The sequence below is a fragment of the Caulobacter sp. FWC26 genome (genome assembly GCF_002742645.2).
GTDB lineage: Bacteria > Pseudomonadota > Alphaproteobacteria > Caulobacterales > Caulobacteraceae > Caulobacter.
Map to the genome: position 1 here is coordinate 1 of NZ_CP033873.1, position 22,892 is coordinate 22,892.

Below are 22,892 nucleotides of genomic sequence, written 5' to 3' on the forward strand. Positions count from 1 at the left end.
CGAGTGTCACGTCGCTACATTCTCACGCCTCGCCAGCGCGAGTGCTTGTCCGAGGCCCGGAAGGGAAAGACCGCCGCCCAGATCGCCCACAAGCTCGGCATCTCCGAGCACACCGCCAACAGCTATCTTTCGGAGGCCTATCGCCGGCTTGGCGCGCGCAATCGCGCCCACGCCGTCGCCCTGGCGGTCAGCCTCGGCGAGATCTGACGCCGCATCTGGCCAGCGTCGTTCGGCGCCGCGCGATCGTGGCGAGAAAATTCTGAGGTCGTGACGCTGCGCCTCGTCAAACGCTGCTCGCAAACCCATGATCCTGAGCCGGGCGGGAGCAGCACGTGAAGGACAACGCTGACGACGAGGGCCGCGCCGGGCGGGTCGGCCGCCATGTGGGCGCCAGGGTGCGCTTGCGGCGCAAGCTGTTGGGCCGCTCCCAGGCCCGGCTGGGTCAGGCGCTCGGCGTCAGTTTCCAGCAGGTCCAGAAATACGAGCGCGGAACAAACCAGCTCAGCGCGGCCAAACTGCAGGCCCTGGCCGAAGCGCTCGATACGCCGATCAGCTATTTCTTCGAGGGACTGGGCCAGGCGCGGGACGTCCGTCCGGAGCCTGACCGGAGCGCCAGCGCACAGGAGTTCCTGCTCGAACCCGAGGGCGCGGACTGGGCGCGCGCCATCATGGCCATCAAGTCCCCGGCGCTGCGCCGCAAGATCCTCAATCTGATCGAGGCGATGGCGCTGGCGGAATGATCGTCGGGGGCGTTTGTTACGCTCAAGTCCCGTGGGTTCTTACCCGCGAAATCCTCCAGATTGCGGCGCAAACAGAGGCTGTGCACGGTTTGCGGGTCAACCGCGAGGACCTGGCCATGCGAACGCCCACCTTCCCATCGCGCCCCTCCCCTCGCCTGCTGCGCCTCCTGCTTCTTGTCGGGGTCCTGGCGCTGGCCGCCGAGCCGGCGTTGGCGGCCGGCGGCGGGGGCGCGGCCATGCCCTGGGACGACAAACTGAGCGCCGTCGCCGATTCCATCACCGGGCCGGTGGCCAAGGCGATCGGCGTGATCGCCATCGCTTTGACGGGTCTGGGCGTGGCCTTTTCCGAGGGCGGCTCCTGGGTCCGGCGCGGACTCAGCGTGATCTTCGGCCTTTCGATCGCCTTCACCGCGTCCTCCTTCGCCCTGTCGTTCTTCAACTTCACCGGCGGGGCGGGGTTCTAGGATGGAGCGCATCGAGGGCTTCGAGATCGATTTCCATGGCGCCCTGGCCGAGCCGATCACCCTGGGCGGCGTCCCGCGCGGTCCGGCGGTGTTGATCGGCACCCTGACGGCGATCCTGGCCCTGGGTCTGCAGGCGCCGCTGATCGGGGTTCCACTCGGTCTTGGCCTCTGGGCGGGCGCATACGCCCTGGCCCGTCAGGACCCCTACGTCTTCGACATCCTCCGCCGGCACGTGCGCCAGCCGGCCTGGTTCGAGGCCTGAGGCGGACGCTATGCTGTTCCTCGGAGAGTACCGTCACAAGTCCAGCCGCCTATTCGACCACCTGCCCTGGGCGTTGCTGATCGCGCCGGGCGTGGTGCTCAACAAGGATGGGGCGTTCCAGCAAACCCTGACTTTCCGCGGCCCGGACCTGGCCAGCGCCACCGACATCGGCCTGGTGGCCGCCCGCGCCCAGATCAACAATGCCCTGCGCCGGCTCGGCTCGCGCTGGTGCGTCCATGTCGAGGCGGTCCGCTCGCCCTCGCGGGCCTATCCGGCGACAGCCTGTCCCGACCCCGTCAGCCACCTGGTCGATGAGGAGCGGCGGCTCGATTTCGAAGCCGAGACCGCTCACTTCGAAAGCCGCTATTTCCTGACCCTGACCTTCCTGCCGCCGGAGGCGGCGGTGGGGACCGTGCGCAGCCTGCTGGTGGAGAACCTGCCGGACGGCAAGGGTTCGGCCTCGCTCTATCGCGCCGCCCTGGAGGAGTTCCGCGCCGCGGTGTCGAGCTTGCGCGACATTCTCGCCGGGGTGCTGCCGATGGTGCGGCCGCTCGACGACGCCGAGACCCTGACCTATCTGCATGCCTGCGTGTCCACCAAGGTCCATCGGGTCGCCTCGCCGCCGGTTCCGGCCTATCTCGACGCCTTCCTCACCGACGATGATCTGCAGGGCGGTCTCTATCCGCGGCTGGGCCAGCACTACCTGCGAACCCTGTCGGTGCGCGCCTATCCGGCCGCCTCCTGGCCCGGAATCCTCGACCAGCTCAATGGCCTTGGCCTGTCCTATCGCTGGGTCACCCGTTTCCTGCCGCTGGACAAGGAGGACGCGCGCAAGGCCGTGACCACCTTGCGCAAGCGCTGGTTCGCCAAGCGCAAGGGCGTCCTGGCGCTGCTGAAGGAGGCCATCACCCGCGAGCCGTCCGTACTGGAGGATCCGGATGCGGCCCAGAAGGCCCAGGACGCCGACGCGGCCCTGGCGGTGCTCGGTGATGATCTGGCGGCCCTGGGCTATGTCACGCCCACCATCACCCTGATGGATCCCGACCCCGACGTCTTGGCCGCCCAGGTCCGCCAGGTCGAGAGCATCGTCAACCGCGCCGGCTTCGTGGCCAAGGTCGAAGACCTCAATGCCGTCGAGGCCTGGTTGGGAAGCCTTCCGGGCCAGGCCTATGCCGATCAGCGCCGGCCGCTGGTCAGCACCCTCAACCTTTGCGACCTGTTGCCGGTCTCGGCGATCTGGCCGGGCCCCGACCATAATCGCCACCTCAGCGGCGAATGCGCCAAGCGCGGCTTTGCGGGTCGCCAGCCGCCGCTGATGCACGCCCTGACCGGGGCGGCCACGCCTTTCCGGCTGGATCTCCATCAGGGCGATGTCGGCCACACCCTGATCGCCGGCCCGACCGGGGCGGGCAAATCGGTGCTGCTCAACATGCTGGCGCTGCAGTGGCGACGCTATCCCGAGGCGCAGGTGCGCATCTTCGACCGGGGCGCCAGCGCCCGGGCCGCGACCCTGCTGGTCGGCGGCGATTGGCATGACCTGTCCGCCGGGTCGGCCCTGGCTTTCCAGCCGCTGGCCGATATCGACCAGGCCGAGGAGCGGGTCTGGGCTCAGGGCTGGATCGAGGACCTGCTGGCCGCCGGCGGGGTCCAGATCGATCCGGCCGCGCGCGAGAGCGTCTGGACGGCGCTGCGAAGCGTGGCGGCTGGTCCGCGCGAACAGCGGACCCTGACGGTCCTGGCCGCCACCCTGCAGGACAGGACGCTGAAGGCGGCGCTGGCCCCCTTCACCCTGGCCGGACCGCACGGCCGCCTTCTGGACGCGGCCAGCGCCAACCTGAGGACCAGCGACTGGCAGGCCTTCGAACTGGGCGAGATCCTGGCCAGCCGCGCGGCCGCCGGCCCGGTGCTGACCTATCTCTTCCATCTTCTGGCGCGCGACTTCGATGGTCGGCCCACCTTGTTGGTGCTCGACGAGGCCTGGCTGCTGCTGGAATCGACCGCCTTCGCCGCCAAGATCCGCGAGTGGCTCCTGACCCTGCGCAAACGCAATGTCGCGGTGCTGTTCGCCACCCCGAGCCTCAAGGCGGTGCTGGACTCCAGCGTCGCTGCGGCGCTGATCGAGGGCTGTCCAACCCGGATCTTCCTGCCCAATCCCGACGCCCGCTCGGCCGAGTTGGCCAAGGCCTACGCCGCCTTCGGCCTCAACACCCAGCAGGTGGCGATCATCGCCGGCGCCAGCCCCAAGCGCGAGTACTACTATCAGAGCGTGGCCGGAAACCGCCTGTTCGAGCTGGGGCTTGGTCCGGTAGCGCTGGCCGCGGCCGGCTCGGCCTCGCCCGGCGACCAGGCGCTGATCTCCCGGCTGTTGGCCGAGCACGGCCGCGACGGGTTCGCGTCGGCCTTCTACCGCGCCAAGGGCTTGGCCGAGGTCGCCGATTTCCTGGCCGAGACGCGCCATGCAGCCTGATCCACGCCTGGGGCCCTGGGGGCGGCTGCCGGCCGCCTGGACGGCTAGCCCCCGCCGGCGGCGGCTCGCCTTCGTCGCCCTTTTGCTGCCGGGCGCGGTCATGGCCGTGAGCGGCGCCCAGATCCTGCAGAGCCCGCCGATGCTCGCGGTCGGCGTCGGCTGGCTGGCGGCCGCCACCGCCGTGCGCTGGGCGTCGGAACCGCGCTTCCTGGCCCGCGAGGCCGAGGACGACGAGCCCGTCGAACCCCAAGAGGAGACCGCCTCATGACCCCGACCCGTCGCCGCCTCCTGGCCTTAGTCCCGTTCGCCCTGGGGCCGGTGCTGTCGAACGCCATGGTCGCACCGGCCTGGGGCCAGGTCACCGTCTACGACCCGGCGGCCGTCGCCCAGATGATCAGGCAGGTCAGCCAGGGCCTGCAGCAGATCCAGTCCCTGCAGGCGCAACTGACCAACTCCGAGCGCATGCTGCAAAGCCTGGGGCTGGACGTCACCGGCCCGCTGCGCGACATCGCTGGTCAGGCCACGGCCCTGCTCCGCCAGGCCCAAGGCCTGGGCTATTCGGCCGCCGATCTCAGTCGCGATTTCGCCGCCCTCTATCCGGGCGATCTGGCCGGCCTGACGCCCGCGGCCCTGGCCGACAAGCTGCGCGCCTGGGGACAGGCCAGTCGCCAGACCCTGCAAGAAGCCCTTCAAGTCCAAAATCAGATCGCCCAGGCCCAGGGCGCGACGGCCAACGCGGTGGGCGCGGCGGTGGACGCCTCCCAGGCGGCCTCGGGGCAGACCGCCGCCGTGCAGGCCACCAACCAACTGCTGGCGGCCCTCTCCACCCAGCTGACGCAGTTGCAGACGCTGCTGATCACCCAAGGGCGCCAGGCTCAGACCTATGAGGCCGAACGGCGCGCGCTCGTCAGTAAGGGCGAAGCCGACCGTCAACGCGCGTCGGTGCTTCCCGCCCCGCCCTCGCCCAGCCCCCGGACCAGCTTCTGATGCGTCTCCTCCCTGCTCCCCGTCTGCTCTCGCTCGTTGGGCTCCTCGCCCTGGCCAGTTGCGAACAGCACGCCCCCGCTGGCCCCCAGGCCGTGGGCTGCACCGCCGAGGAGATGCGAACCCGCCAAGCCCGCACGCCGGCCTGCCAGGCGCAGTTCCAGGCGCTTCTGGACAAGGCCGAGGCCGATCGCCAACGCGCCTCGGCGATCAAGCCGGCGGCGCCCGCCCCATCCCGTGACCGGTTCTGAGACCGGCGATGTCGACCGCCTCGCCCGCCGCCATCGACGACCTGCTCGACCGCTACACCACCCAGGTCGGTTCGGGGTTTGGCCTGATCCAGGGCGACGTGCAGACCACGTTCGGCATCCTGATGATCATCAGTCTGGGCCTGTCGGCCCTGCTCTGGGCGCTGGACGAGCACCAGAACATTCCCGCCGCCCTGGTGCGCAAGATTCTGCTGTTCGGGTTCTTCGCCTGGCTGATCTCGGGCTGGAAGACCCTGGCCCTGACCGTGGTCAACGGCTTTGCCGCCCTGGGCCTGAAGGCCGGCGGCGGCGCCTTGACCGTCGGCGAGCTGATGCAGCCGTCCAAGGTGGCCATCGACGGCCTGAAGGTGGCCTTCGACCTGCTCAAATATATAGGCCGCCTGGCCAGCGAGGGCATGGGGGTGGGCTTCTTCACCCACATCGACGCGATCCTGATCACCGCGGTCGTGGCCATCGGCGTCATCCTGGCCTTCATGGTGCTGGCCGTCGAAATCGCCGTCACCATCGTCGAGTTCTACATCGTCACCCTGATCGGCTTCGTCACGGTGCCGTTCGGGATCCTGACCCAGACGGCGTTCATGTCCGAACGCGCCATCGGCTACGTGGTCTCGGTCGGGGCCAAGGTCATGGCCCTGGCCCTGGTCGTGTCGATCGGCGAGCAGATCTTCGCCGGCTACACCGTCTCGGCCGAACCCACCTGGGCCGAGTCCTGCGGCCTGCTGCTGGCCGCGCTGCTGATCGTCATGCTGGCCTTCAAGGTTCCGGCGATCGCCGCGGCCCAGATCACCGGGGGTCCCCAACTGAGCGCCGGCTCGGCCGCCGCCGGAGCGGTCGGCCTGGCCGCCACCATCGGGGGCCTGGCCCTGGCCGGCCGCTGGGCCATGGGCGCGGGGGCCGCGGCCGGCTCGACCTCGGCGGCGCGCTCGGCGTCGCGCCTGCCCAGCGCCGGAGCGACCGGCGGGGGCGGCGCGTCGGGGGGCGGCGGCGCCAACACAAGTCCGCCCGGCGGCGCGGGCCAGACCGGGGCCGGACGGCGGGCCGCCGCGACCGGCGCGGTCGTTCGGCGGGCTCGAAAGACCTATGGGCCCGGAACCGCGGCCGCCCCCGGCGGGGCCAGCGATCCTCCGACCGGGACCGGCGCCGCCGAACCGGCGCCGCCCGAGGCCGAGGAACCCGATCCGCCCCCCGCCCCCAACCCTTGAGGCAAGCCCATGCCATCCAACGCCTTCCGGCGTCCGCAGGACCGCTACGGCGACTCCACCCCGGTCGAGACGCCCTACCAGCGGGCAGGCCAGGTTCATGACGATCGTGACGGCGCCAAGCTCGTACAGGCCCGTAACTGGCGGCTGATGGCCTTCGGATGCCTGGCCTTGGCGACGATCAGCACCTCGTCGTTTCTCTACGTCCAACTGCGGCGGCCGATCGCGACCTATGCCATTCCGTTCGACCGCTACGGCAGGCCCGGCCGCGTGGAACTGGTCGACCGCGCCTACAAGCCCGACGACGCCATCAAGGCCAGCTTCGTCGCCGATTTCGTCCAGCGCGTGCGCTCCAAGAGCACCGACCTCGTGGTGCTGCGGGAAAACTGGGCCCACGCCACGCGCATGACCAACCAGGCCGCTCGCGCCAGCCTCGTCCAGTACGGCCAGGACCATGACCCCGCCGCGCGCCTGGGCCAGGAGGCGGTCGCCGTCGAGATCGCCTCGGTGCTGCCGCGCAGCCCCACGACCTTCCAGGTCCAGTGGCGCGAGACGACCTACCTGCAGGGCGTGGCCGGACCGCCGGTGCGCTGGACGGGCTTGTTCAGCCTGGCGGCTCGGGCGCCCACGACCGAGGACGAGCTGCTCGACAACCCCCGGGGCCTGGAGATCACCAGCTTTCAGTGGAGTCGCGACCTATGACATCGTCATCCTTTCAAAGGACCCGCGGCCTTGCCCTTCTGGCGCTTCTGGCTTGCGCGCCGCTGGCGGCGGCGTCCGCCGCGCCTGACCGTCCCGCCATCTTGCCGCCCGCCCCAGCGAGCCGGGCGGCCCCGCCTCCCAAGCCGGCATCATCGTCCGCGACGCTGTCGACGCCCTCGACGCCTCCGACGCCGGTAACGACAAGCGCGGCCAGGACGGCGCCCGAGGCGACCCGTTCACCGTCCGCGCGCCGCCCGCGCCCTCGTCGCCCGCGTCCGCTCAGCCAGCCGCTGGCCACCCTGCAGCGGGCCAATGCCGAGGCGCGCGAGGGTCCGGCCAGCGGTGTGTTCGTCAACGCCGCGCTCTATCATCCGTTCGAGCCGGGGCGGCTCTACGCCATCCACACCAGTCCGCGCTTTCTGACCGCCATCGCCCTGCGGCCGGGCGAGAAACTGATCGCCAAGGCCGCCGGCGACACCGTGCGATGGGTGCTTGGCGAGACCGAAGCCGGGGCGGGCGAGACCTTGCAGGTGATCGTGCTGGTCAAGCCGATGCGCGGCGGCCTGCGCACCAACCTCGTGCTGACCACCGACCAGCGCACCTATCTGATCGATGCGGTTTCGACCGACAGCGGCGCCTATACCAGCGTCCTGTCCTGGACCTATCCGCAGGAAGAAGCGCGGGCGCGAGCCCAGGAGGCGTCCCAGCGCGGCCAACAGGTCCTCCCCGTCCAGGTCGCCGCGCCGGTCGAGCAACTCGACTTCCGCTATGCGATCACCGCGCTGAAGGGCCGGCCGCCCGCCTGGACCCCCGTCCGGGTCTTCAACGACGGCGCCAAGACCTATATCGAGTTCCCGCCCGACCTGGCGGTACGCGAGGCGCCGCCGCTCTTCCTGCTGGACGCCGACGATCAGCCGCAACTGGTCAATACGCGGCTGGCCGGCCGCTATCTCGTCGTCGATCGCCTGATCGACCGAGCCGAACTGCGCCTGGGCGACAAGCGTCCGGCGGTCGTTCGGCTGACCCGGCAGGGCGTCCGGCCATGAGCGCCGATCCCGCCGGTCCCGATCGCCCGCCACAGCCCCAGCCCAAGCGATCGAACGACGGGGTTCTGGTCGCGCCGCGCAGGCCAATCACTCGCTATCGCCCAGTGGTCATCGCCGCGGGGGTGGCGGGCGTGGTGCTCGTGGTGGGCGCCGGCTTTATCGTCGGACTGGGCCAGGGCCAGGCCCGGCGCAACCCAGAGCCGCCGCCCGCGCGTCCGGCCGAGGGCCCCACGCCGGTCGAAGACCGTCTGCCGGCGCGCTACGACGATCCCGCCGCCCTCCCCCCACCCCGAGGCGCGGCCGCGCCAGGGAGCGTGGCGGCTCCGCTGCCGGCCTCGACATCGCCGCCGCCCGTGTCGCCCGAGGTCGAGCGCGCCAGACGCGAAGCCTTGGCCGCGCGCGCCTCGCCGCCGTTCTTCGCCGGGACGGCCGACGCTGCGCGGGGCGCCAGGCCAACCCAGCCGGTCGGCCTGGCGCCGGAAGGGGTCTCGCCGGGCGGGGGTCTCGCCAAGACGTCCAGCGTCGCGGCGCCGGGACCCGCTTCGGCCCGGGAACAGTTCATCGCCGCGGCCGCCGCGCGCGGACCGCAGGCGCCGATCCTGGCCAGGCCACCGCTGTCGCCTTACGAAATCAAGGCCGGGGCGCTGATCGCCGCAGCCCTGATCACCGGCATCAACTCCGACCTGCCGGGCCCGGTGATCGCCCAGGTCACCGAGCCGGTGTTCGATCATCTGACCGGGCGCCATGTGCTGATCCCGCAGGGCGCGCGGCTGCTGGGCCGCTACGACAGCCAGGTCGGCTATGGCCAGGACCGGGTGCTGGTGGTCTGGACCCAACTGGTCTTTCCGAACGGCCTCAGTCTCGACCTGGGCGCCATGGTGGGACTGGACGCCGCCGGGGCCAGCGGCCTGACCGGCAAGACCGACCGGCATCTGCCGGTCCTGGCGCGGGCGATCGGTCTTTCCACCCTGATTTCGGTCGGCGGGGCGGCCGCCCAGAACAGCGCTGGCCGGCGCGACGACCGGGTGGTGTTGCAGGATGTCGGCGGGGGCGTCGCCGCCGCGGCGAGCCAGACCGGGCAGAGACTTGTCGAGCGGGACCTGCAGCGCCCGCCCACCTTGCGCATCGCGCCCGGCCAGCTGGTCCGGGTGCTGATCGATCGCGACCTGATCCTGCCGCCGCCAGCGTCTCCATCGCCTTGAATTGGCGAAGCAACTGACGAGTGTCCGATTCCCATGCAGATCAAGGGTCTTTATTCGCTTGAGGCGGGTGTTTCGCCGTTCACCTTTATTAGTTGGGCGGCTGGAATCGCGATCTTATCGGCGGCGCCATGAAGACCGCTCATGATCTTGCATACCAGGCTGAATACCAGAAGCGCCTTCGCGCCCAGGCCCGTGCGGCCGGCAAGGCGCAGCTGAACGGCATGGTCGGCAAACGCTTCATCGAAATGCTTGACGCGATGAAGGCCGAGCAGGGCTTCGCCAATCGGATGGACGCCCTCGAGCACGTGTTCGAGGTCTTCTTCGAGCGGGGCGACGATGAAAGGAAACACGCCGTGAGCGCATAGAAAAACCCGGCTCGCTGTAACGCGCCGGGTTCTCCAGGTCATTCGCTAGACGGGACGGCAATCCCGACCGAGCTCCTAGTTCCTGCTCTTTCTAACCGAATCACCGACATCGCTGCAATCCAAAAACGCGCGTTCGCGCGACGGGAACCTGTGTGCCTGCGGCCTCCCCAAGGAGGAGCAGAAGATGCAGACCGTCTCGAACGGGATAGGAGACGTGCGCCGTCAGGCCGACGCCCAGTGGGCGGCCGCCCGGCTCGCCGCCACCTATCAAGGCCTTCCGGAGGGGATCTCCAAGGCCATGCTGCTTGACCGGTTCGAGCGCGCCGCGCCCCGCCTGGGGTACGGCGACGGCCTCGTGCGCCTGATCCGCGCCCTGGTGCGGGTGACCGCCGAGCAGGACTGGACGGGCCGCACCCATCCCCTGGCCTGGCCCTCCAACGATGCGCTCTGCGAAGAGCTGCAGCGCTCGCGCAGCTGCGTCCAGGGCCTGATCCGCCTCGCCGTCCGCGCCGGTCTCGTCCATATGAAGGACAGCGGCAATGGCAAGCGCTGGGGCTATCGCGACGAGCGCGGCGTCATCGTCGAGGCCTTCGGTTTCGACCTGGCCCCCATGGCCGCCCGCTGGGACGAGTTCGCCGATCACGCCGCCGCCCGCGGCCTGGAACAGGCCCAGCGCCGGCATCTCAAGCGCAAGCTCGGCGAGATCCGTCGCGAGATCCGCACGGTCTGCGCCGATGCTGTCTACCGCGGCTTTACGACCTACGACTGGGCCGGGGCCGTCGACCTGGCCCTCGGCCGCCTGCCCCGCACCCCCAGCCTCGCCGAGCTCGCGGCGCTGCATGAGACGTTCCAGGCGTTGTTGGCGGCCGTGGACGCGGCCTGGGTCAGGGCTCGGAAATCCGATGAATCTGAGCCCAGGGGCTTCTCGGACGAAGCCCATAAAGAACCTACAACCCAGCCTAGATCCGCAGGAGCAACGTATTCTTCTCTTCGACAAGAGGTAGTCGAGCCCGCCGCGCCCCGGCCCGAACGCGCTGTGGCCGCTGAACGTCCCGAGGTGGAGGCGGCGATCAGCGAGGAGATCATCCCGCTGTCCCTGGTGCTTGAGGCCATCCCGGAACTGGCCGACTTCCTGGAGGACCCGGCCGCCGCCCAGTGGGAGGACCTGGTCGACGCCGTCGGTCGGGCCGCGCCGCTGATGGGGATCAATCTTTCGGCCGTGCGCGAAGCCCGCGACGCCATGGGCAAGAACCGGGCGGCCATCGCGCTGGCCACCGTTCTGGCCCGCTGGAAGGATGGTGAGATCCGCAGTTCGGCCGGCGGCTATCTGCGCGCCATGTGCGAACGCGAACGGTTCGGTGGGCTGAAGTTGCTGCCCAGCCTCTACGGCCTGAAGGAACGCTCGGACCCGCCGAGACCTCACGCCAGGCGCACGGGCCGGGCCGAGTAGCATGACGGGGGGCGCTGTGCGCGACAGCGGCGATTTTGGGCAGGCCTTGGACGCGGGGCCACGCTGGAGCGGGAGGCAGGGACCGGTGGGGCGGCCGCGTTCAGGCGGCCGAGGAGTATCCGGCCATGTCCCTGCGCGCCATCGTCCGCCGCCTGGGCGGCGACCTCTATGACGGAGGCCGCCGCGCCAACATCCCCGCCCCGGGCCACAGCCGGCGCGACCGATCGGTGTCGCTGCTCGAACACGATGGGCGCGTGGTCGTCCACACCTTCGGCGATGGCGACTGGCGGGAGGTGCGCGACCACCTTCGCAGTCTCGGACTGCTGGACGAGGCGGGGCCGGCGCGGTTGGCCCAGGCGGCGGTCGAGGCCGCCGCCGATCAGGGGCGGTTGGCGCGGCGTGAGACCGCCACGCGCCTGTGGAACGAGGGGCGCACGCTGGCCGGCACGGTCTCGGCCCGCCACTGCCGCGGTCGGGGTGTTCTGGGGCAATTGCCGGGGCCGCAGGCCCTGCGCCATCATCCCGCCGCCCCGCTTTCGGTCTATCGACCGACCAGCTCGACCCGCCCGGCGCTGATGGCCGGGGTGCTCGACGCGGCCGGGACGATCACCGCCGTCGAACTGACCTATCTGACGCCCGGCGGACGCCGGGCTTTCGACCTGGCGCTGCCGCGCAAGACCGTGGGCCTGGTCCCGGCCGGAAGCGCCGTGCGGCTCGATCCCGCCGCGCCGGACATGCTGGTGGCCGAAGGGGTGTTCACCGCCCTGGCGGCCCGGCGACGATTTGCGCTGCCGGCCTGGGCGCTGCTCTCGACCTCGAACCTTCGGCGCTGGCGGCCGCCCCCGCTCGTTCGTTCGGTGCTGATCGCGGGTGATCGCGGGACCGACGGCGAGGCCTCGGCCCAGCGCTTGGCCGAGGGCCTGGCGGCCGAGGGGGTGGCCGCGCGGATCGTGCTGCCGCCGCCCGGCAGCGGCGATTGGGACGAGGCGGCCAGCGCCGGCGATTGAGAAAGGCAGGAGGCAGGGCTGGCGCGGGCGCGCCGAGGATCCGGGATGGGCCTGGCCCGGCGCGGGAGTTACGACATGACCAAGACCCGCACCAAGGCCGCCTCGGCCGCCGCCGCGCCCAAGATCGCCGAGCCGTTGTTGGTGACGCCTCCGAGCGCCAAGCTGCAGGACGGTGACTCGATCCGCGTCCGGCTCGGCGATCTGGGCCTGGCCCCCGAGAACCTGCGGTTCGACGAGCCGGTCGACGAGGACATCCCGCAGTTGGCCGACACCATCGGCGCGGCCGGGGTGCTGATCCCGCCGATCGTTCGGCCCGGGCGCAAGGATGAGGCCGCGTTCATGGCGCTGGACGGTCGCCGGCGTCGGATGGCCCTGCTACTGCGGCGCGAGCGTGGCGAAATCGACGACGACGATCTGATCACGTGCAAGGTGGCGGTGAGCAAGGCCGCTCAGGCCGCCGCCCTGGTGCTGCCCAATACCGAGCGCGCGCCTGTCCATACCGCCGCGGTGATCCTGGCGATCGGCAAGTTCCGCAAGGCCCGGATGGATACAGCGGCCATCGCCAAGGCCCTGGGCTACGACGTGGTGGAGATCCGTCGCCTCGAGGCGCTCGCTGGCGTTCACGCCAAGGTGCTCGACGCCTTTCGGGCCGGCCGCCTGACCCTCAAGCAGGTCAAGCTCTTCGCCCGCATCGACGACAAGGCCCAGCAGGGCCAACTCGCCCAGGCTGCGCTCGACGGCCATCTCCAGGACTACCAACTCCGGGCCCGCGTCGAGGGCGGTCGGGTTACGGTCCGGGACCCGCGCGTTCTTCTCGTCGGCATGGCCCGCTATGCGGCCGCCGGCGGCGTCTCGAGCAGCGACCTCTTCGGCGAAATGCCCGACGTGCTGCACGATCCGGACCTGCTGCAGCGCCTGTGGCAGGAACGGGCCGACGCTCTGGGAGAGAAGCTGGGCGGTCTGGGGCTCAGCGTGTTCACCGGGCCGGACGGCGGGGTGGCCGCCCCCGACGGCTTCGAGAGCCTGCCCTACGTCTATCACGGTGATCTGACCGAGGCGCAGAAGGCCGCGCGCGCAGGCGCCCGCGAGACGGTCGACGCGGCGGTCGCGCGGCTCAAGGCCTTGGCCCTCGACGGCGACGCGGCCCTGGAAGTGATGGTCGAGGTGATCGCCGCTTGGGCCGCACTGGCCGCCGCCGGACTGTCGCGGGGCGAGCTGGGCGCGATGATGCTATCGCCCAGCGCCGATCTTGGCCTCGAGGTCCGCTTCTTCCGCAAGGACGTCGAAGAGACGCCGGACGAGGAGGATGAGGACGATGTCGCGCCGGCGGCGCGCAGGATCGCCTCGGCCGAGCCGCCCGATGTCGCGCAGGCCAAGGTCAGCGTCGAACTTGACGGGGCTGGCCACAGCCTGCACGAGACGCGCACCGACATCGCCACCCGTGGCCTGATCCGCGATCTGGCCGACAATCCGGCCGCGGCGCTCACCGCGCTCCTGGCTCAACTCTTCAAGCTCGTGGCCCTGCGCGGGATCAATCGGGTCAGCGAGTCTGCTCTGGCCATCGAGGCGGCCGCCTACGCCCGCAGCGGCGCGCCGCCGATGCCGGCCCTGGATGGGGAGGTCTTCGAACGCCTGGCCGCACGACGCGAGGCCTACCTCGCTTCTGGCCTGCGGCCGATCGGCTTCGTCGACGGCTTGCCCCATGGCGAGAAGATGGCGCTTCTGGCCGAGTTGGTCGCGGTGTCTCTCGACCTGAAGGAGGTGCGCAACACCCTGATCCGGACGAGCGCCCGCGCCGAGGCCGTCGAGATCGCCGCGCTCTGCGACGCGGACCTGTCGGCCCACTGGTGCGCCGACGCCGCGTTCCTGGCCCTGCACTCCAAGAAGCAACTGCTGGCCATGCTGGCGGCGATGGAGGTCGAGGACGAACGAGCCGCCAGCCTGAAGAAGGACGACCTCGTCACCCTGGTCGGCGACGCGGCCGCCGAACGGCGCTGGGCGCCGTCCGCCCTGTCCTGGACGTCGGTCGAGGCGCAGATCGAGGCGGCCGATGACGATGCGGAGACGGCGGCCGGCGACGGCTCGGACCTCGGCGTCGCCGACGCGCAGGAGGTCTCCACGGCCAAGGCTGCAGCGACCGAAGTCGAACCGGGCGCTGAACACCGGGCTGATGAAGTCGAGGCTCAAGCGGCCGAGGGCCAGGTTCGTCCGATCGCGGCTTGACCGGGGCGAGCCCCCGCCGTCAGGGCGGGGGCTCGTGCTCTTCGGTTGGCCGCGAGCAGGGTTTTACCCCGTGTGGCCGCTCGGGTGACGCTCGTCATACAGAGCCTGGGCTGCTTCGACGTCCTGGCCATAACGCGCCGTCCATCTGTAGAGGGAGGCGAACGGCTCCTCCAGCGTGCGGCCAAGCGGCGTCACACGATATTCCACCGCCACGGGGGCGATGGATTTTACTTCTCGTTCCAAAATTCCGTTCCGTTCCAGACGCCGGAGCGCCTGGGTCAGCGCTTTCTGGGAGATGCCCGGAAGACTGCGCTTGAGCGAGTTGAAGCGCAAAGGCCCCTGACAGACCTGGGAGAGGATGAGGATCGACCATTTGTCGGCGATCTGATCGAGGAGAAGGCGGTTGCCGGTTTCGTGTCCAGTCTCGTGGCCAAGCGGCATCGCGGTTACCTCGACTATACTAGGGGGATTTCAGGTGCGTAATTGACTGTAGGTTTCCGTTGGATACCTGGGGCGGGTCTACATGCGGAGCATCGTCATGACCAGCCTTGTGAACAGCGCCATTTTCCATCCCTTAAAACTCAAGCACCTGCACCTTAAGAATCGCGTCGTCATGGCGCCGATGACACGCAATTTCGCCGTCGACGGTGTGCCGGGCGATGACGTGGCGCAATACTATCGCCGGCGCGCGGCCAACGAGGTCGCGCTCATCATCTCAGAGGGCACTGTGGTGGATCGGCCGCGGGCGCTCAACGACCCGCGCGTGCCGCTCTTCCATGGCGAAGACGCGCTGCGAGGCTGGAGGCATGTCGTGGACAATGTCCATGCGGCCGGCGGACTGATGGGACCACAGCTTTGGCATGTCGGCGCGTTCGCGGCCGCTCTGGAGGGCTCGCCCGCCGCCGATGAAATGGAAAGCCCGTCCGGACTGGCTGCGCCCGGCAAGCGGATCGGCAAGGTCATGACCGACGAGGATATCGCCGACACCATCGCTGCTTTCGGCAAGGCGGCCGGGGAGGCTCGGCGGCTCGGCTTCGATGTGGCGGCCGTTCATGGCGCGCATGGATATCTATTCGATCAGTTTTTCTGGGAGGCGACCAACAAGCGCGACGACCGATATGGCGGACGCTCGATCGGCGAACGAACCCTTTTCGCCGTGGAGGTCGTCCGCGCCATGCGCGAGGCGGTCGGACCCGACATGCCGCTGATTTTCCGCATCAGCCAGTTCAAGACCTTCCACTACGACGTCAAACTGGCTTCTACCCCTGACGAGCTTGCCCAATGGCTTGAGCCGCTCGTCGCAGCGGGCGTGGATGTGCTCGATTGCTCGCAGCGTCGGTTCTGGGAGCCCGAGTTTCCCGACCATGACGGCCCGAATGGTCTGAACCTTGCGGGATGGGCCAAGAAGTTGACCGGCGCGGTGACCATGAGCGTGGGGTCGGTCGGCCTTTCCGGAGATGTCATCGGGGCGCTGTTCGATGGCGAGGGATCGCAAACGACCAGCTTGGACGAACTGGAGCGCCGTTTGGAGCGCGGGGAGTTCGATCTCATTGGCGTCGCGCGTGCGGTGCTCAACGATCCCGAATGGGTCCGGAAGGTAAAGGCCGGCAACATGGCCCAGCTTCGCGACTTTGATCCGGCGTCCATGGCCGCGCTGTTCTGAGGCAATCGGACGGGTGTGAGGCAAGACCAGAGCGGATTTGCCCGCCTGAACTGAACGGGCTCTTGTCCCACGGACAGGGGCCCGTGCTTTTGGGCTGTGTTCGCAGGCCTTGCCTCCTCGGGGGGCCCTGGTGTCGCGCGTGAGAGGAGAAGAGAGGACCAAGGCCGGGCGAGCCCGCTGGGTCTGGAAGGAGGAGCCTTCCGCGGCGGGTGAGCAAGGCCCCGTCCATGACCGCTTCGTCCCTTTCTCGCCTGTCGCTGTTTTCCGCCGACACCAGCGACGCCGTCGCCAATCTGCTGGCCGCCGCCCGCGCCCTGGTCCCGCATCTCAACCGCTCGCGGCGTCTGGATCGCAAGCTGCTCGCCTCTGTGATGACCCTGGCCTTCGGGGCCGACGACGCCGAGGGCGCCTGGTCCTGGCGCGACGCCTACGACGCCTGCGAGGCCGCCCTGGTGCTGCAGGTTCGCCGGCTGTCGGCCCAGGTGGCGCGGCTGGAGGACGCGCCGGCCGAGATCTGCGCGCTGCTGGCGGGCCTGCACGGCCTCTGCCCCACCCAGACCCGACGTGACGACGAGCAAGTGGCGCTCGACCAGTTCTCGACTCCGCCACAGATCGCCGCCCTTGCGGCCCTGGCCGCCCAGGTTAGGACCGGCGACCGGGTGCTCGAACCCTCGGCCGGCACGGGTCTTCTGGCGATCCTGGCCGAGGCCTGCGGCGCGACCTTGACCCTCAACGAGCTCTCGCCCCAGCGCGGGGGTCTTCTGGACGGCCTCTTTGCGACCGCGCGACGCTCGCGCCACGACGCGGTCGAGCTAAAGGACCGCCTGTCCGGCGCGGGCGGCTTCGACGTGGTGCTGTGCAATCCGCCGTTCGGGCCCCTGGACGCGCATCTGCACGCCGCGCTCGACACCTTGGCCGAAGGCGGGCGTCTGGTCGCGATCGTTCCGTTACGTCTGCTCGAGGCCGAAGCGAAACTGGCCGGCCTTGCCCGGCGCGGCGCGATCGTCGGCCGCGTCGCCCTGCCCTCTCGCGCCTTCGCCGGCCAGGGGACGTCGGTAGAGACGGGGCTTTTGGTGCTCGACCGCGGTCCGGCCGCCCCGATCGCGCCGCTGTCGACCGGTGAAGACCTGTCCGACGTGGCCGTCCGGGTCGCCGCCTTGCCCGCGCGGCCCAGCGCCAAGCCGCGCGTCTTCCGCACCGTCGTCCAGCCGGCCGCCTTCATCCCGCGCGAACGCGCAGCCGCCGGACCTGGCCGGCGCTTGTCGCTGCTGGCCGAAACCCGCACCCTCGACTACGCGGTGATCGACTGGCGGGGCGAGGGCCACGACGTGGGCCTTTACCAGGCCTATCGCTTGGGCCGCATAGAGATCGCCGGGGCCGCGCCCCATCCCTCGCAACTGGTCGAGTCCGGGCCGATGGCCTCGGTCGCGCCGCCCGTTCCAACCTATCGGCCTGTCCTGCCGACGCGCCTGCTCGACGAGGGCTGTCTGTCGGACGCCCAGTTGGAAACGCTTGTCTATGCCGGCGAGGCCCACGCCCAGACTCTGCCGGGTCATTGGCGGATCGCCGCCGCCGCCCACCAGGCCGTGTGCGTCGACGCCGAGGCCGAGGATGCGGTGAGCTTCCGGCGCGGCTTTTTCCTGGGCGACGGCACCGGCTGCGGCAAGGGCCGTCAGATCGCCGGCGTCATCGCCGACAACATGGCCCAGGGACGTCTGCGCGCGGTGTGGCTCTCCAAGAACGACGCCCTGCTGGAGGACGACCGCCGCGACTGGAGCGCGATCGGCGGTCAGGGTCACGACATCGTTCCACAAAGCGGCTGGAAGCAGGGCGAGGCCATCCGCCTGGAGCGGGGCGTGCTCTATTCGACCTACGCGACGCTGCGCCAGCCGGCCCGGGGTGACCGACCCTCGCGCCTGGACCAGATCGTCACCTGGCTGGGCGTGGACTTCGACGGGGTCATTGTCTTCGACGAGGCCCACGCCATGGCCAACGCCGCCGGCGGCGGAAAGGGCGGGCGCGGTCCCAAGAAGGCCTCGCTGCAGGGCCAGGCGGGGCTGGCGCTGCAGAACCGCCTGCCCAACGCCCGGGTGCTCTATGTCTCGGCCACCGGCGCGACGACGCCGGAGAACCTGGCCTATGCTGGCCGCCTGGGTCTCTGGGGCGGGACCGAGGCGCCGTTCACCACCCGCGAGGCCTTCCTGGAGGCGGTCGAGGCCGGCGGGGTGGCGGTCATGGAGTTGATCGCGCGCGAACTGAAGGCGCTGGGGCTCTACATCGCCCGCTCACTGTCCTTCGACGGGGTCGAGTACGAGGCCCTGCCCCACGCCCTCACCCCCGACGACATCGTCATCTGGGACCGCTGGGCCGACGCCTACCAGCTCATCCACCGCAATCTTCGCCAGGCCTTGAAGGCGACCGGCGTCCTGGACGCCGACGGGGCCGCGCGCAGCGGCCAGGCCGCCTCGGCGGTGATGTCGGCGTTCGAAGGAACCAAGCTGCGCTTCTTCGGTCACCTCCTGGCCGGGCTCAAGGCGCCCAGCCTGATCGCGGCGATCCGCGCCGATCTGGCCGCCGGTCGCTCCAGCGTCGTTCAGGTGGTCAGCACCAACGAGGCGGTGATGGAACGGCGCCTGGCGCAGATCCCGCCCGAGGAATGGAACAATCTTGCTGTCGACCTCACGCCCAAGGACCAGGTCCTCGATTACCTGATGGCCGCCTTTCCGATCCAGGCGATGAGCGCCATCGACAACGACGACGGCTCGGTGAGCCTCGTGCCGATGGTCGAGGACGGTCGGCCCGTCTACAGCCAGGAAGCCCTGGCCCTGCGTGAACAGCTGGTGACGGAACTGGCCTGCCTGCCGGCCGCGCCGGGCGTGCTGGATGCGGTGCTCGACGCCCTGGGCCCGGACGTCGTCGCCGAGGTCACCGGCCGGGGTCGCCGGATCGTCCGGCGCGAGGACCGGCGGGTCGTCGAGCGGCGCGGCGCCTCGGCGGCGAAGGCCGAGACCGACGCCTTCATGGCGGGCAAGAAGCGGGTGCTGGTGTTCTCGGACGCCGGCGGCACGGGCCGCAGCTATCACGCCGACCTGTCGGCGGCCAACCAGCAGCGGCGTGTCCATTATCTGGTCGAGCCCGGCTGGCGCGCCGACGCGGCCATCCAGGGCCTGGGCCGCTCGCATCGCACCAACCAGGCCAGCGCGCCGCTGTTCAGGCCGGTCACGACCGACATCCATGGCGAAAAGCGCTTCCTGTCGACGATCGCGCGGCGTCTCGACAGTCTCGGGGCTCTGACCCGGGGCGAGCGGCGCACCGCCGGGGCCGGGCTCTTCCGGGCCGAGGACAATCTGGAAAGCCCGTTCGCCCATCGCGCCCTGCAAGCCTTCTATGTCGCCCTCCACCACGGCGAGGTGGCGGCGATGGACCGACCAGCGTTCGAAGCCAAGACGGGCTTGAGCCTGCTCGATGGCGACGGAAATCTTCGGGCCTCGGACGACCTGCCGCCGATGAACACCTTCCTCAACCGCCTTCTGGCCCTGCGCATCGCCGACCAGAACGACCTTTTTGCCGCCTTCGACGCGATCCTGGCTGGGATCCTGGAACGGGCGACGGCGTCGGGCGCGCTGGACCGGGGCGTGGAGGACATCGTCGCCGACGAACTGGTGGTGCTCGGCGAGGAGACGATCCGCACCGACGTCATGACGCGGGCCGAGACACGCTTGGCGCGCTTTTCGCTGCGCACCCGGCGAACCCTGTCCAGCGTCGAGGACGCCCTGGCCGGCCATGACCCGGCCGCCTTGCTCTACTGCGTCAATCGCAAGTCTGGCCGCGCGGCCCTGGTGGTCCAGGGCCTGACCACGACCGATGACGACGATCGGCTGACGCCCGCTGTGCGGCTCGTTCGGCCCGACAAGCGGTCCACCACGCCGCTGAAGGTCTTCGAGGAATCGGCCTGGGAGAGCGTCGACGCGGCGATGTGGTCGGCGGCCTGGCGCGCCGAGCTGGCCGCGGCCGATCCGTTCACCACCCGCGAGATCGTCCTGGTGACGGGACTCCTGTTGCCGGTGTGGTCGAGCCTGCCCAGTCGCCAGGCCAGCGTCCGCCGCATCAAGGCTCCCGATGGGCGCCGGTGGCTGGGCCGCGTGCTCGACCCGCTGCAGGTGCCGCCCCTGAAGCTGGCCCTGGGTTTGGGCGACGCGGCCCAGACCATCGGCGAGCCGCAGTTCGCGCTGCGGTCGGTGCTGCAGGACGGCGCCTCTCTAGCCCTGGCTGGCGGCCTGTGGCTTCGGCGGGCCAGGGTGATGGATCGCTGGCGCATCGAAGTCGTGGGGGCGGCCGCGCAGCGGCAGGCCTTCGTCAACCTCGGCTGCTTCGTGGAAATCATCGCCTACACCCCGCGCGTCTTCGTGCCGGTCGACAAGCCAGCGGTTCTGGGCGCGGTTCTGGCGCGCTGGCCAGCCCAGAGTCTGCTGCCGGCGGCGGCTTGAAAGGACGAGGCAGGGCGAGGGGGGCGAGCGATCCGGGCATGGGGTCCGGCGCCGTCAGATCGGAGGACGCCATGTCCGCCTCCCCTGCCCTCTCCCCCGTTCTCGCTGTTGATCCGGCTGGTTCCGCCGAGCCTGGCCTGGCCCTCCAGGAGGCGGCCGTCGCCGACGCCTTCTCCCGCTGGGCGCCGTCGCGCGAGCGCGTTCTGGACTTGGTCGCCCAGCTTGGCGCCGATGTCATGCAGGATGCCGAGATCGTGCACTTGCAGATGGCCGGCGACGACCGCGCCGAGAGTTTCGACCTGGCCCGGCGCCTGGTGGAGCGTTTCGGGGGTCTGGCCGGCGTGCTCGCCGCTGATCGCGCCGAACTGCGCCGCCACGTCGGCGAGGCCACCATCCTCAACTTCAAGATCCTGCGCGAGGCGGCCGGGCGCGTCAGCCTGGCGGCCCTGGCCTCGCGGCCGGTGCTGTCCTCGTTCGGGGCGGTCGCCGACTTCTTCCGCGCCAAGCTGCGCGGCGTGCCGCGAGAGGAATTCTGGGTGGCTTTCCTGGACAAGAAGAACCAGCTGATCCTCGCCGAGGTCATGAACGTGGGCACCGTCGATCACGCGCCGGTCTATCCGCGCGAGGTGCTGCGCCGGGCGCTGGAGGTTGGGGCCACGGCGCTGGTCCTGGCCCACAACCATCCCTCCGGCGATCCCGAGCCGTCGCGGCCGGACATCGGCATGACCAAGGTCATCGTCGAGGCCGGCAAGGTGCTGGGGGTGCTCGTGCACGATCACCTGATCATCGGTTCCGAGAAGATCGAAAGCTTCCGGGCCTTGGGCCTGCTGTAGGTCCTGAAAACGCCATCCCCCAAGATTCACGGGTGAATTTCGGGGAGATGCGTTCCCGACCGGATGCACCCATCCTCCCGACCTTTTGGCGGGCCGCTAGCGCGTCGGATCGCGCTGGGGGCCCGCCTTTCGGTTGCTGCGTTGCGTGGCGTTCAGGAGTGGGCCTGATGATCGATCGGCTTGGAACCGGCGAGCGTGTCTACCTTTCGATCAAGACCTACCTGCTCTCGGAAAGCGCCCTGCGACCCGGCGAGCGGATAGACGTCCCCGATCTGTCGCGACGGTTCGGGGCCAGCGCCACGCCGGTACGCGCCGCCCTGCACCGGCTGGTCGGGGAGCGGCTTCTAACGGCCCTGCAGGGCGAGGGCTTTCTCGTCCCCCGCCTGACCGAACCCGACCTCTCCGACCTCTATCAGTGGAACGCTGCTCTGCTGGTCAACGCGGCCCGGTCGGCGGGCGGGGAGCCGGCAATGCCACCGGAACCGCCGACCGGCGACGGTCCGATCGCCGCCCTTGAGGACCTCTTCGCCCGCCTGGCAGTGCGCAGCGGCAATGTCGAGGTCGAGTGGGCCGTGGCCGGCGCCAGCGACCGACTTCACCGACCGCGCTGCGCGGAACTGACCCTGATCCCCGAGTTCGAAGACGAAGCGCTAGAGTTACGGCGCCTTGCCGCCTCCGGCGCGTCGGGCGGCCTACGACAAGCGATCGTGGCCTATCATCGCCGGCGCCTGCGCCTGGTCCCGGCGATCGTTCGCAGCCTTCACGGCCTGAGCGATCGCGATCCGCGACGCCCGGCGGAATAATCGGAAAATCCTGGCGTTATTCCCTCGGAGTTCTCCACCTCCGGTCGCACCGTACAACCGTCACGGTGGGCGTGACTTGAGAAGGAGACCGTCATGGAACGGATCGAAGACCACATCGAAGACGCCCTGATCGACCTGGGCGCCGTCAGCGAAGAGACCAAGGGCCAGCAGGCCGAGATCCCCGAGTTCTCGCTGGACCGGGTCAAGACCGGCCTGTCGGCGGATTGACCGACGCCGTGGACCTGGCGGGCGATCGGCTTGCCAGGTCCATACCCTCGTCCGCCGCCGAAGGCGGCGTTCAATCACTTCTAGGGAGGGGTCAACATGGACCGTTCCGAACCTGAAATCCGCGAGCCGCTGATCGATCTGGGCGCCGCCGTCGTCGAGACGCGTGGCGGCCCGGCGACCATGCCCGAGCTCTCGCAAGAGCACGTGGTCGGAGGCCTGTCGGACGACTAGGCCCTGCTGGCGGGCTTGGCGGCCACGCGCTGTCAGGCTCGCCGAGCGACCGATTCTATAGCGACCCGGAAAAGGAGCGCAGTCGTGGAACTACCCCCTTCTGAGGAGTTCGAGGTCCTCATCGACCTCGGCGCGATCACCGTGGAGACGCGCGGCGGTCCGGATTTTATTCCCGAGTTCTCCTGCGAACGTCCGGTCGACGGCCTGGTGGAGGATTGAAGCCAGCGAAGGTGTGGCCGGTGTGCCATCCCAACGCAGCTCACACGC

Annotated in this window: 24 protein-coding genes; 23 read left to right on the plus strand and 1 reads right to left on the minus strand. The window is 70.1% G+C overall.

Translation table 11 applies throughout. From position 1 onward, the window contains the following. The first annotated feature begins 3 nt into the window (after positions 1-3). The 16 genes from CSW63_RS00005 (at position 4) to CSW63_RS00075 (ending at position 14,380) form a co-directional block, all read left to right on the plus strand. A complete protein-coding gene (locus tag CSW63_RS00005) occupies positions 4-207 on the plus strand; it encodes a response regulator transcription factor (protein WP_246842003.1) in 204 nt (67 codons plus the stop codon). Between the two features lie 125 nt (positions 208-332). Beyond that, positions 333-740 carry a helix-turn-helix domain-containing protein gene (locus tag CSW63_RS00010; RefSeq protein ID WP_099504078.1) on the plus strand — a complete coding sequence of 136 codons (408 nt, stop codon included), beginning with the start codon at positions 333-335 and terminating at the stop codon, positions 738-740. A gap of 116 nt (positions 741-856) precedes the next feature. Next, positions 857-1,204, plus strand: a complete 348-nt coding sequence (locus tag CSW63_RS00015) for a TrbC/VirB2 family protein (RefSeq protein WP_099504422.1) — start codon at positions 857-859, stop codon at positions 1,202-1,204. Position 1,205: 1 nt separating this feature from the next. Next, positions 1,206-1,466, plus strand: a complete 261-nt coding sequence (locus tag CSW63_RS00020) for a VirB3 family type IV secretion system protein (RefSeq protein ID WP_099504080.1) — start codon at positions 1,206-1,208, stop codon at positions 1,464-1,466. Positions 1,467-1,476: 10 nt separating this feature from the next. Next, complete coding sequence (gene trbE / locus CSW63_RS00025) at positions 1,477-3,933, plus strand: conjugal transfer protein TrbE (protein WP_099504082.1); 2,457 nt, start codon at positions 1,477-1,479, stop codon at positions 3,931-3,933. Then, complete coding sequence (locus CSW63_RS23260) at positions 3,923-4,201, plus strand: hypothetical protein (RefSeq protein WP_168193561.1); 279 nt, start codon at positions 3,923-3,925, stop codon at positions 4,199-4,201. Before trbE ends, CSW63_RS23260 begins: the two co-directional genes overlap by 11 nt. Then, entirely contained in the window at positions 4,198-4,920 is a 723-nt protein-coding gene (locus CSW63_RS00030) for a conjugal transfer protein TrbJ (RefSeq protein WP_246842004.1), read from the plus strand. Before CSW63_RS23260 ends, CSW63_RS00030 begins: the two co-directional genes overlap by 4 nt. Then, positions 4,920-5,168 carry a hypothetical protein gene (locus CSW63_RS00035; protein WP_127846907.1) on the plus strand — a complete coding sequence of 83 codons (249 nt, stop codon included), beginning with the start codon at positions 4,920-4,922 and terminating at the stop codon, positions 5,166-5,168. The genes CSW63_RS00030 and CSW63_RS00035 overlap by 1 nt, the downstream gene beginning before the upstream one ends. Before the next feature lie 8 nt (positions 5,169-5,176). Continuing rightward, entirely contained in the window at positions 5,177-6,388 is a 1,212-nt protein-coding gene (gene trbL / locus CSW63_RS00040) for a P-type conjugative transfer protein TrbL (RefSeq protein WP_099504084.1), read from the plus strand. A gap of 9 nt (positions 6,389-6,397) precedes the next feature. Next, positions 6,398-7,087, plus strand: coding sequence for a conjugal transfer protein TrbF (gene trbF, locus CSW63_RS00045; protein ID WP_099504086.1), 690 nt, complete (start codon positions 6,398-6,400; stop codon positions 7,085-7,087). Next, positions 7,084-8,133, plus strand: a complete 1,050-nt coding sequence (trbG, locus tag CSW63_RS00050; protein ID WP_099504088.1) for a P-type conjugative transfer protein TrbG — start codon at positions 7,084-7,086, stop codon at positions 8,131-8,133. The genes trbF and trbG overlap by 4 nt, the downstream gene beginning before the upstream one ends. Beyond that, the gene (locus CSW63_RS00055; RefSeq protein ID WP_099504090.1) at positions 8,130-9,335 is read left to right on the plus strand and encodes a TrbI/VirB10 family protein; all 1,206 of its coding nucleotides are present in this window, start codon (positions 8,130-8,132) and stop codon (positions 9,333-9,335) included. The genes trbG and CSW63_RS00055 overlap by 4 nt, the downstream gene beginning before the upstream one ends. A gap of 128 nt (positions 9,336-9,463) precedes the next feature. Continuing rightward, positions 9,464-9,700: a transcriptional regulator gene (locus tag CSW63_RS00060; RefSeq protein ID WP_099504424.1), complete on the plus strand. Its 237-nt coding sequence runs from the start codon at positions 9,464-9,466 to the stop codon at positions 9,698-9,700. Positions 9,701-9,884: 184 nt separating this feature from the next. Further along, positions 9,885-11,150 carry a plasmid replication protein RepC gene (repC, locus tag CSW63_RS00065; RefSeq protein ID WP_099504092.1) on the plus strand — a complete coding sequence of 422 codons (1,266 nt, stop codon included), beginning with the start codon at positions 9,885-9,887 and terminating at the stop codon, positions 11,148-11,150. A 125-nt stretch (positions 11,151-11,275) separates the two neighbouring features. Further along, complete coding sequence (locus tag CSW63_RS00070; RefSeq protein ID WP_099504094.1) at positions 11,276-12,157, plus strand: toprim domain-containing protein; 882 nt, start codon at positions 11,276-11,278, stop codon at positions 12,155-12,157. Positions 12,158-12,232: 75 nt separating this feature from the next. Then, on the plus strand, positions 12,233-14,380 hold the full coding sequence (locus CSW63_RS00075) for a ParB N-terminal domain-containing protein (protein ID WP_099504426.1): 2,148 nt from the start codon (positions 12,233-12,235) through the stop codon (positions 14,378-14,380). A gap of 63 nt (positions 14,381-14,443) precedes the next feature. On the opposite strand, the gene CSW63_RS00080 is transcribed toward CSW63_RS00075, so the two are convergent. Continuing rightward, positions 14,444-14,821 carry a helix-turn-helix domain-containing protein gene (locus CSW63_RS00080; protein ID WP_099504096.1) on the minus strand — a complete coding sequence of 126 codons (378 nt, stop codon included), beginning with the start codon at positions 14,819-14,821 and terminating at the stop codon, positions 14,444-14,446. A 97-nt stretch (positions 14,822-14,918) separates the two neighbouring features. Here CSW63_RS00080 and CSW63_RS00085 point away from each other — a divergent pair, with 97 nt between their 5' ends. The 7 genes from CSW63_RS00085 (at position 14,919) to CSW63_RS23970 (ending at position 22,844) form a co-directional block, all read left to right on the plus strand. Beyond that, complete coding sequence (locus CSW63_RS00085; RefSeq protein ID WP_099504098.1) at positions 14,919-16,043, plus strand: NADH:flavin oxidoreductase; 1,125 nt, start codon at positions 14,919-14,921, stop codon at positions 16,041-16,043. Positions 16,044-16,270: 227 nt separating this feature from the next. Next, a complete protein-coding gene (locus CSW63_RS00090) occupies positions 16,271-20,530 on the plus strand; it encodes a bifunctional class I SAM-dependent methyltransferase/DEAD/DEAH box helicase (RefSeq protein ID WP_099504100.1) in 4,260 nt (1,419 codons plus the stop codon). A gap of 71 nt (positions 20,531-20,601) precedes the next feature. Continuing rightward, positions 20,602-21,363, plus strand: coding sequence for a DNA repair protein RadC (radC, locus tag CSW63_RS00095; RefSeq protein ID WP_099504102.1), 762 nt, complete (start codon positions 20,602-20,604; stop codon positions 21,361-21,363). 167 nt (positions 21,364-21,530) lie between these two features. Then, on the plus strand, positions 21,531-22,166 hold the full coding sequence (locus CSW63_RS00100) for a GntR family transcriptional regulator (protein ID WP_099504104.1): 636 nt from the start codon (positions 21,531-21,533) through the stop codon (positions 22,164-22,166). Between the two features lie 93 nt (positions 22,167-22,259). Beyond that, positions 22,260-22,394 carry a benenodin family lasso peptide gene (locus CSW63_RS00105; RefSeq protein WP_127846908.1) on the plus strand — a complete coding sequence of 45 codons (135 nt, stop codon included), beginning with the start codon at positions 22,260-22,262 and terminating at the stop codon, positions 22,392-22,394. Positions 22,395-22,490: 96 nt separating this feature from the next. Next, positions 22,491-22,625, plus strand: a complete 135-nt coding sequence (locus CSW63_RS00110; RefSeq protein ID WP_127846909.1) for a benenodin family lasso peptide — start codon at positions 22,491-22,493, stop codon at positions 22,623-22,625. 84 nt (positions 22,626-22,709) lie between these two features. Further along, positions 22,710-22,844 carry a hypothetical protein gene (locus CSW63_RS23970; protein WP_256371359.1) on the plus strand — a complete coding sequence of 45 codons (135 nt, stop codon included), beginning with the start codon at positions 22,710-22,712 and terminating at the stop codon, positions 22,842-22,844. Positions 22,845-22,892 lie beyond the last annotated feature (48 nt).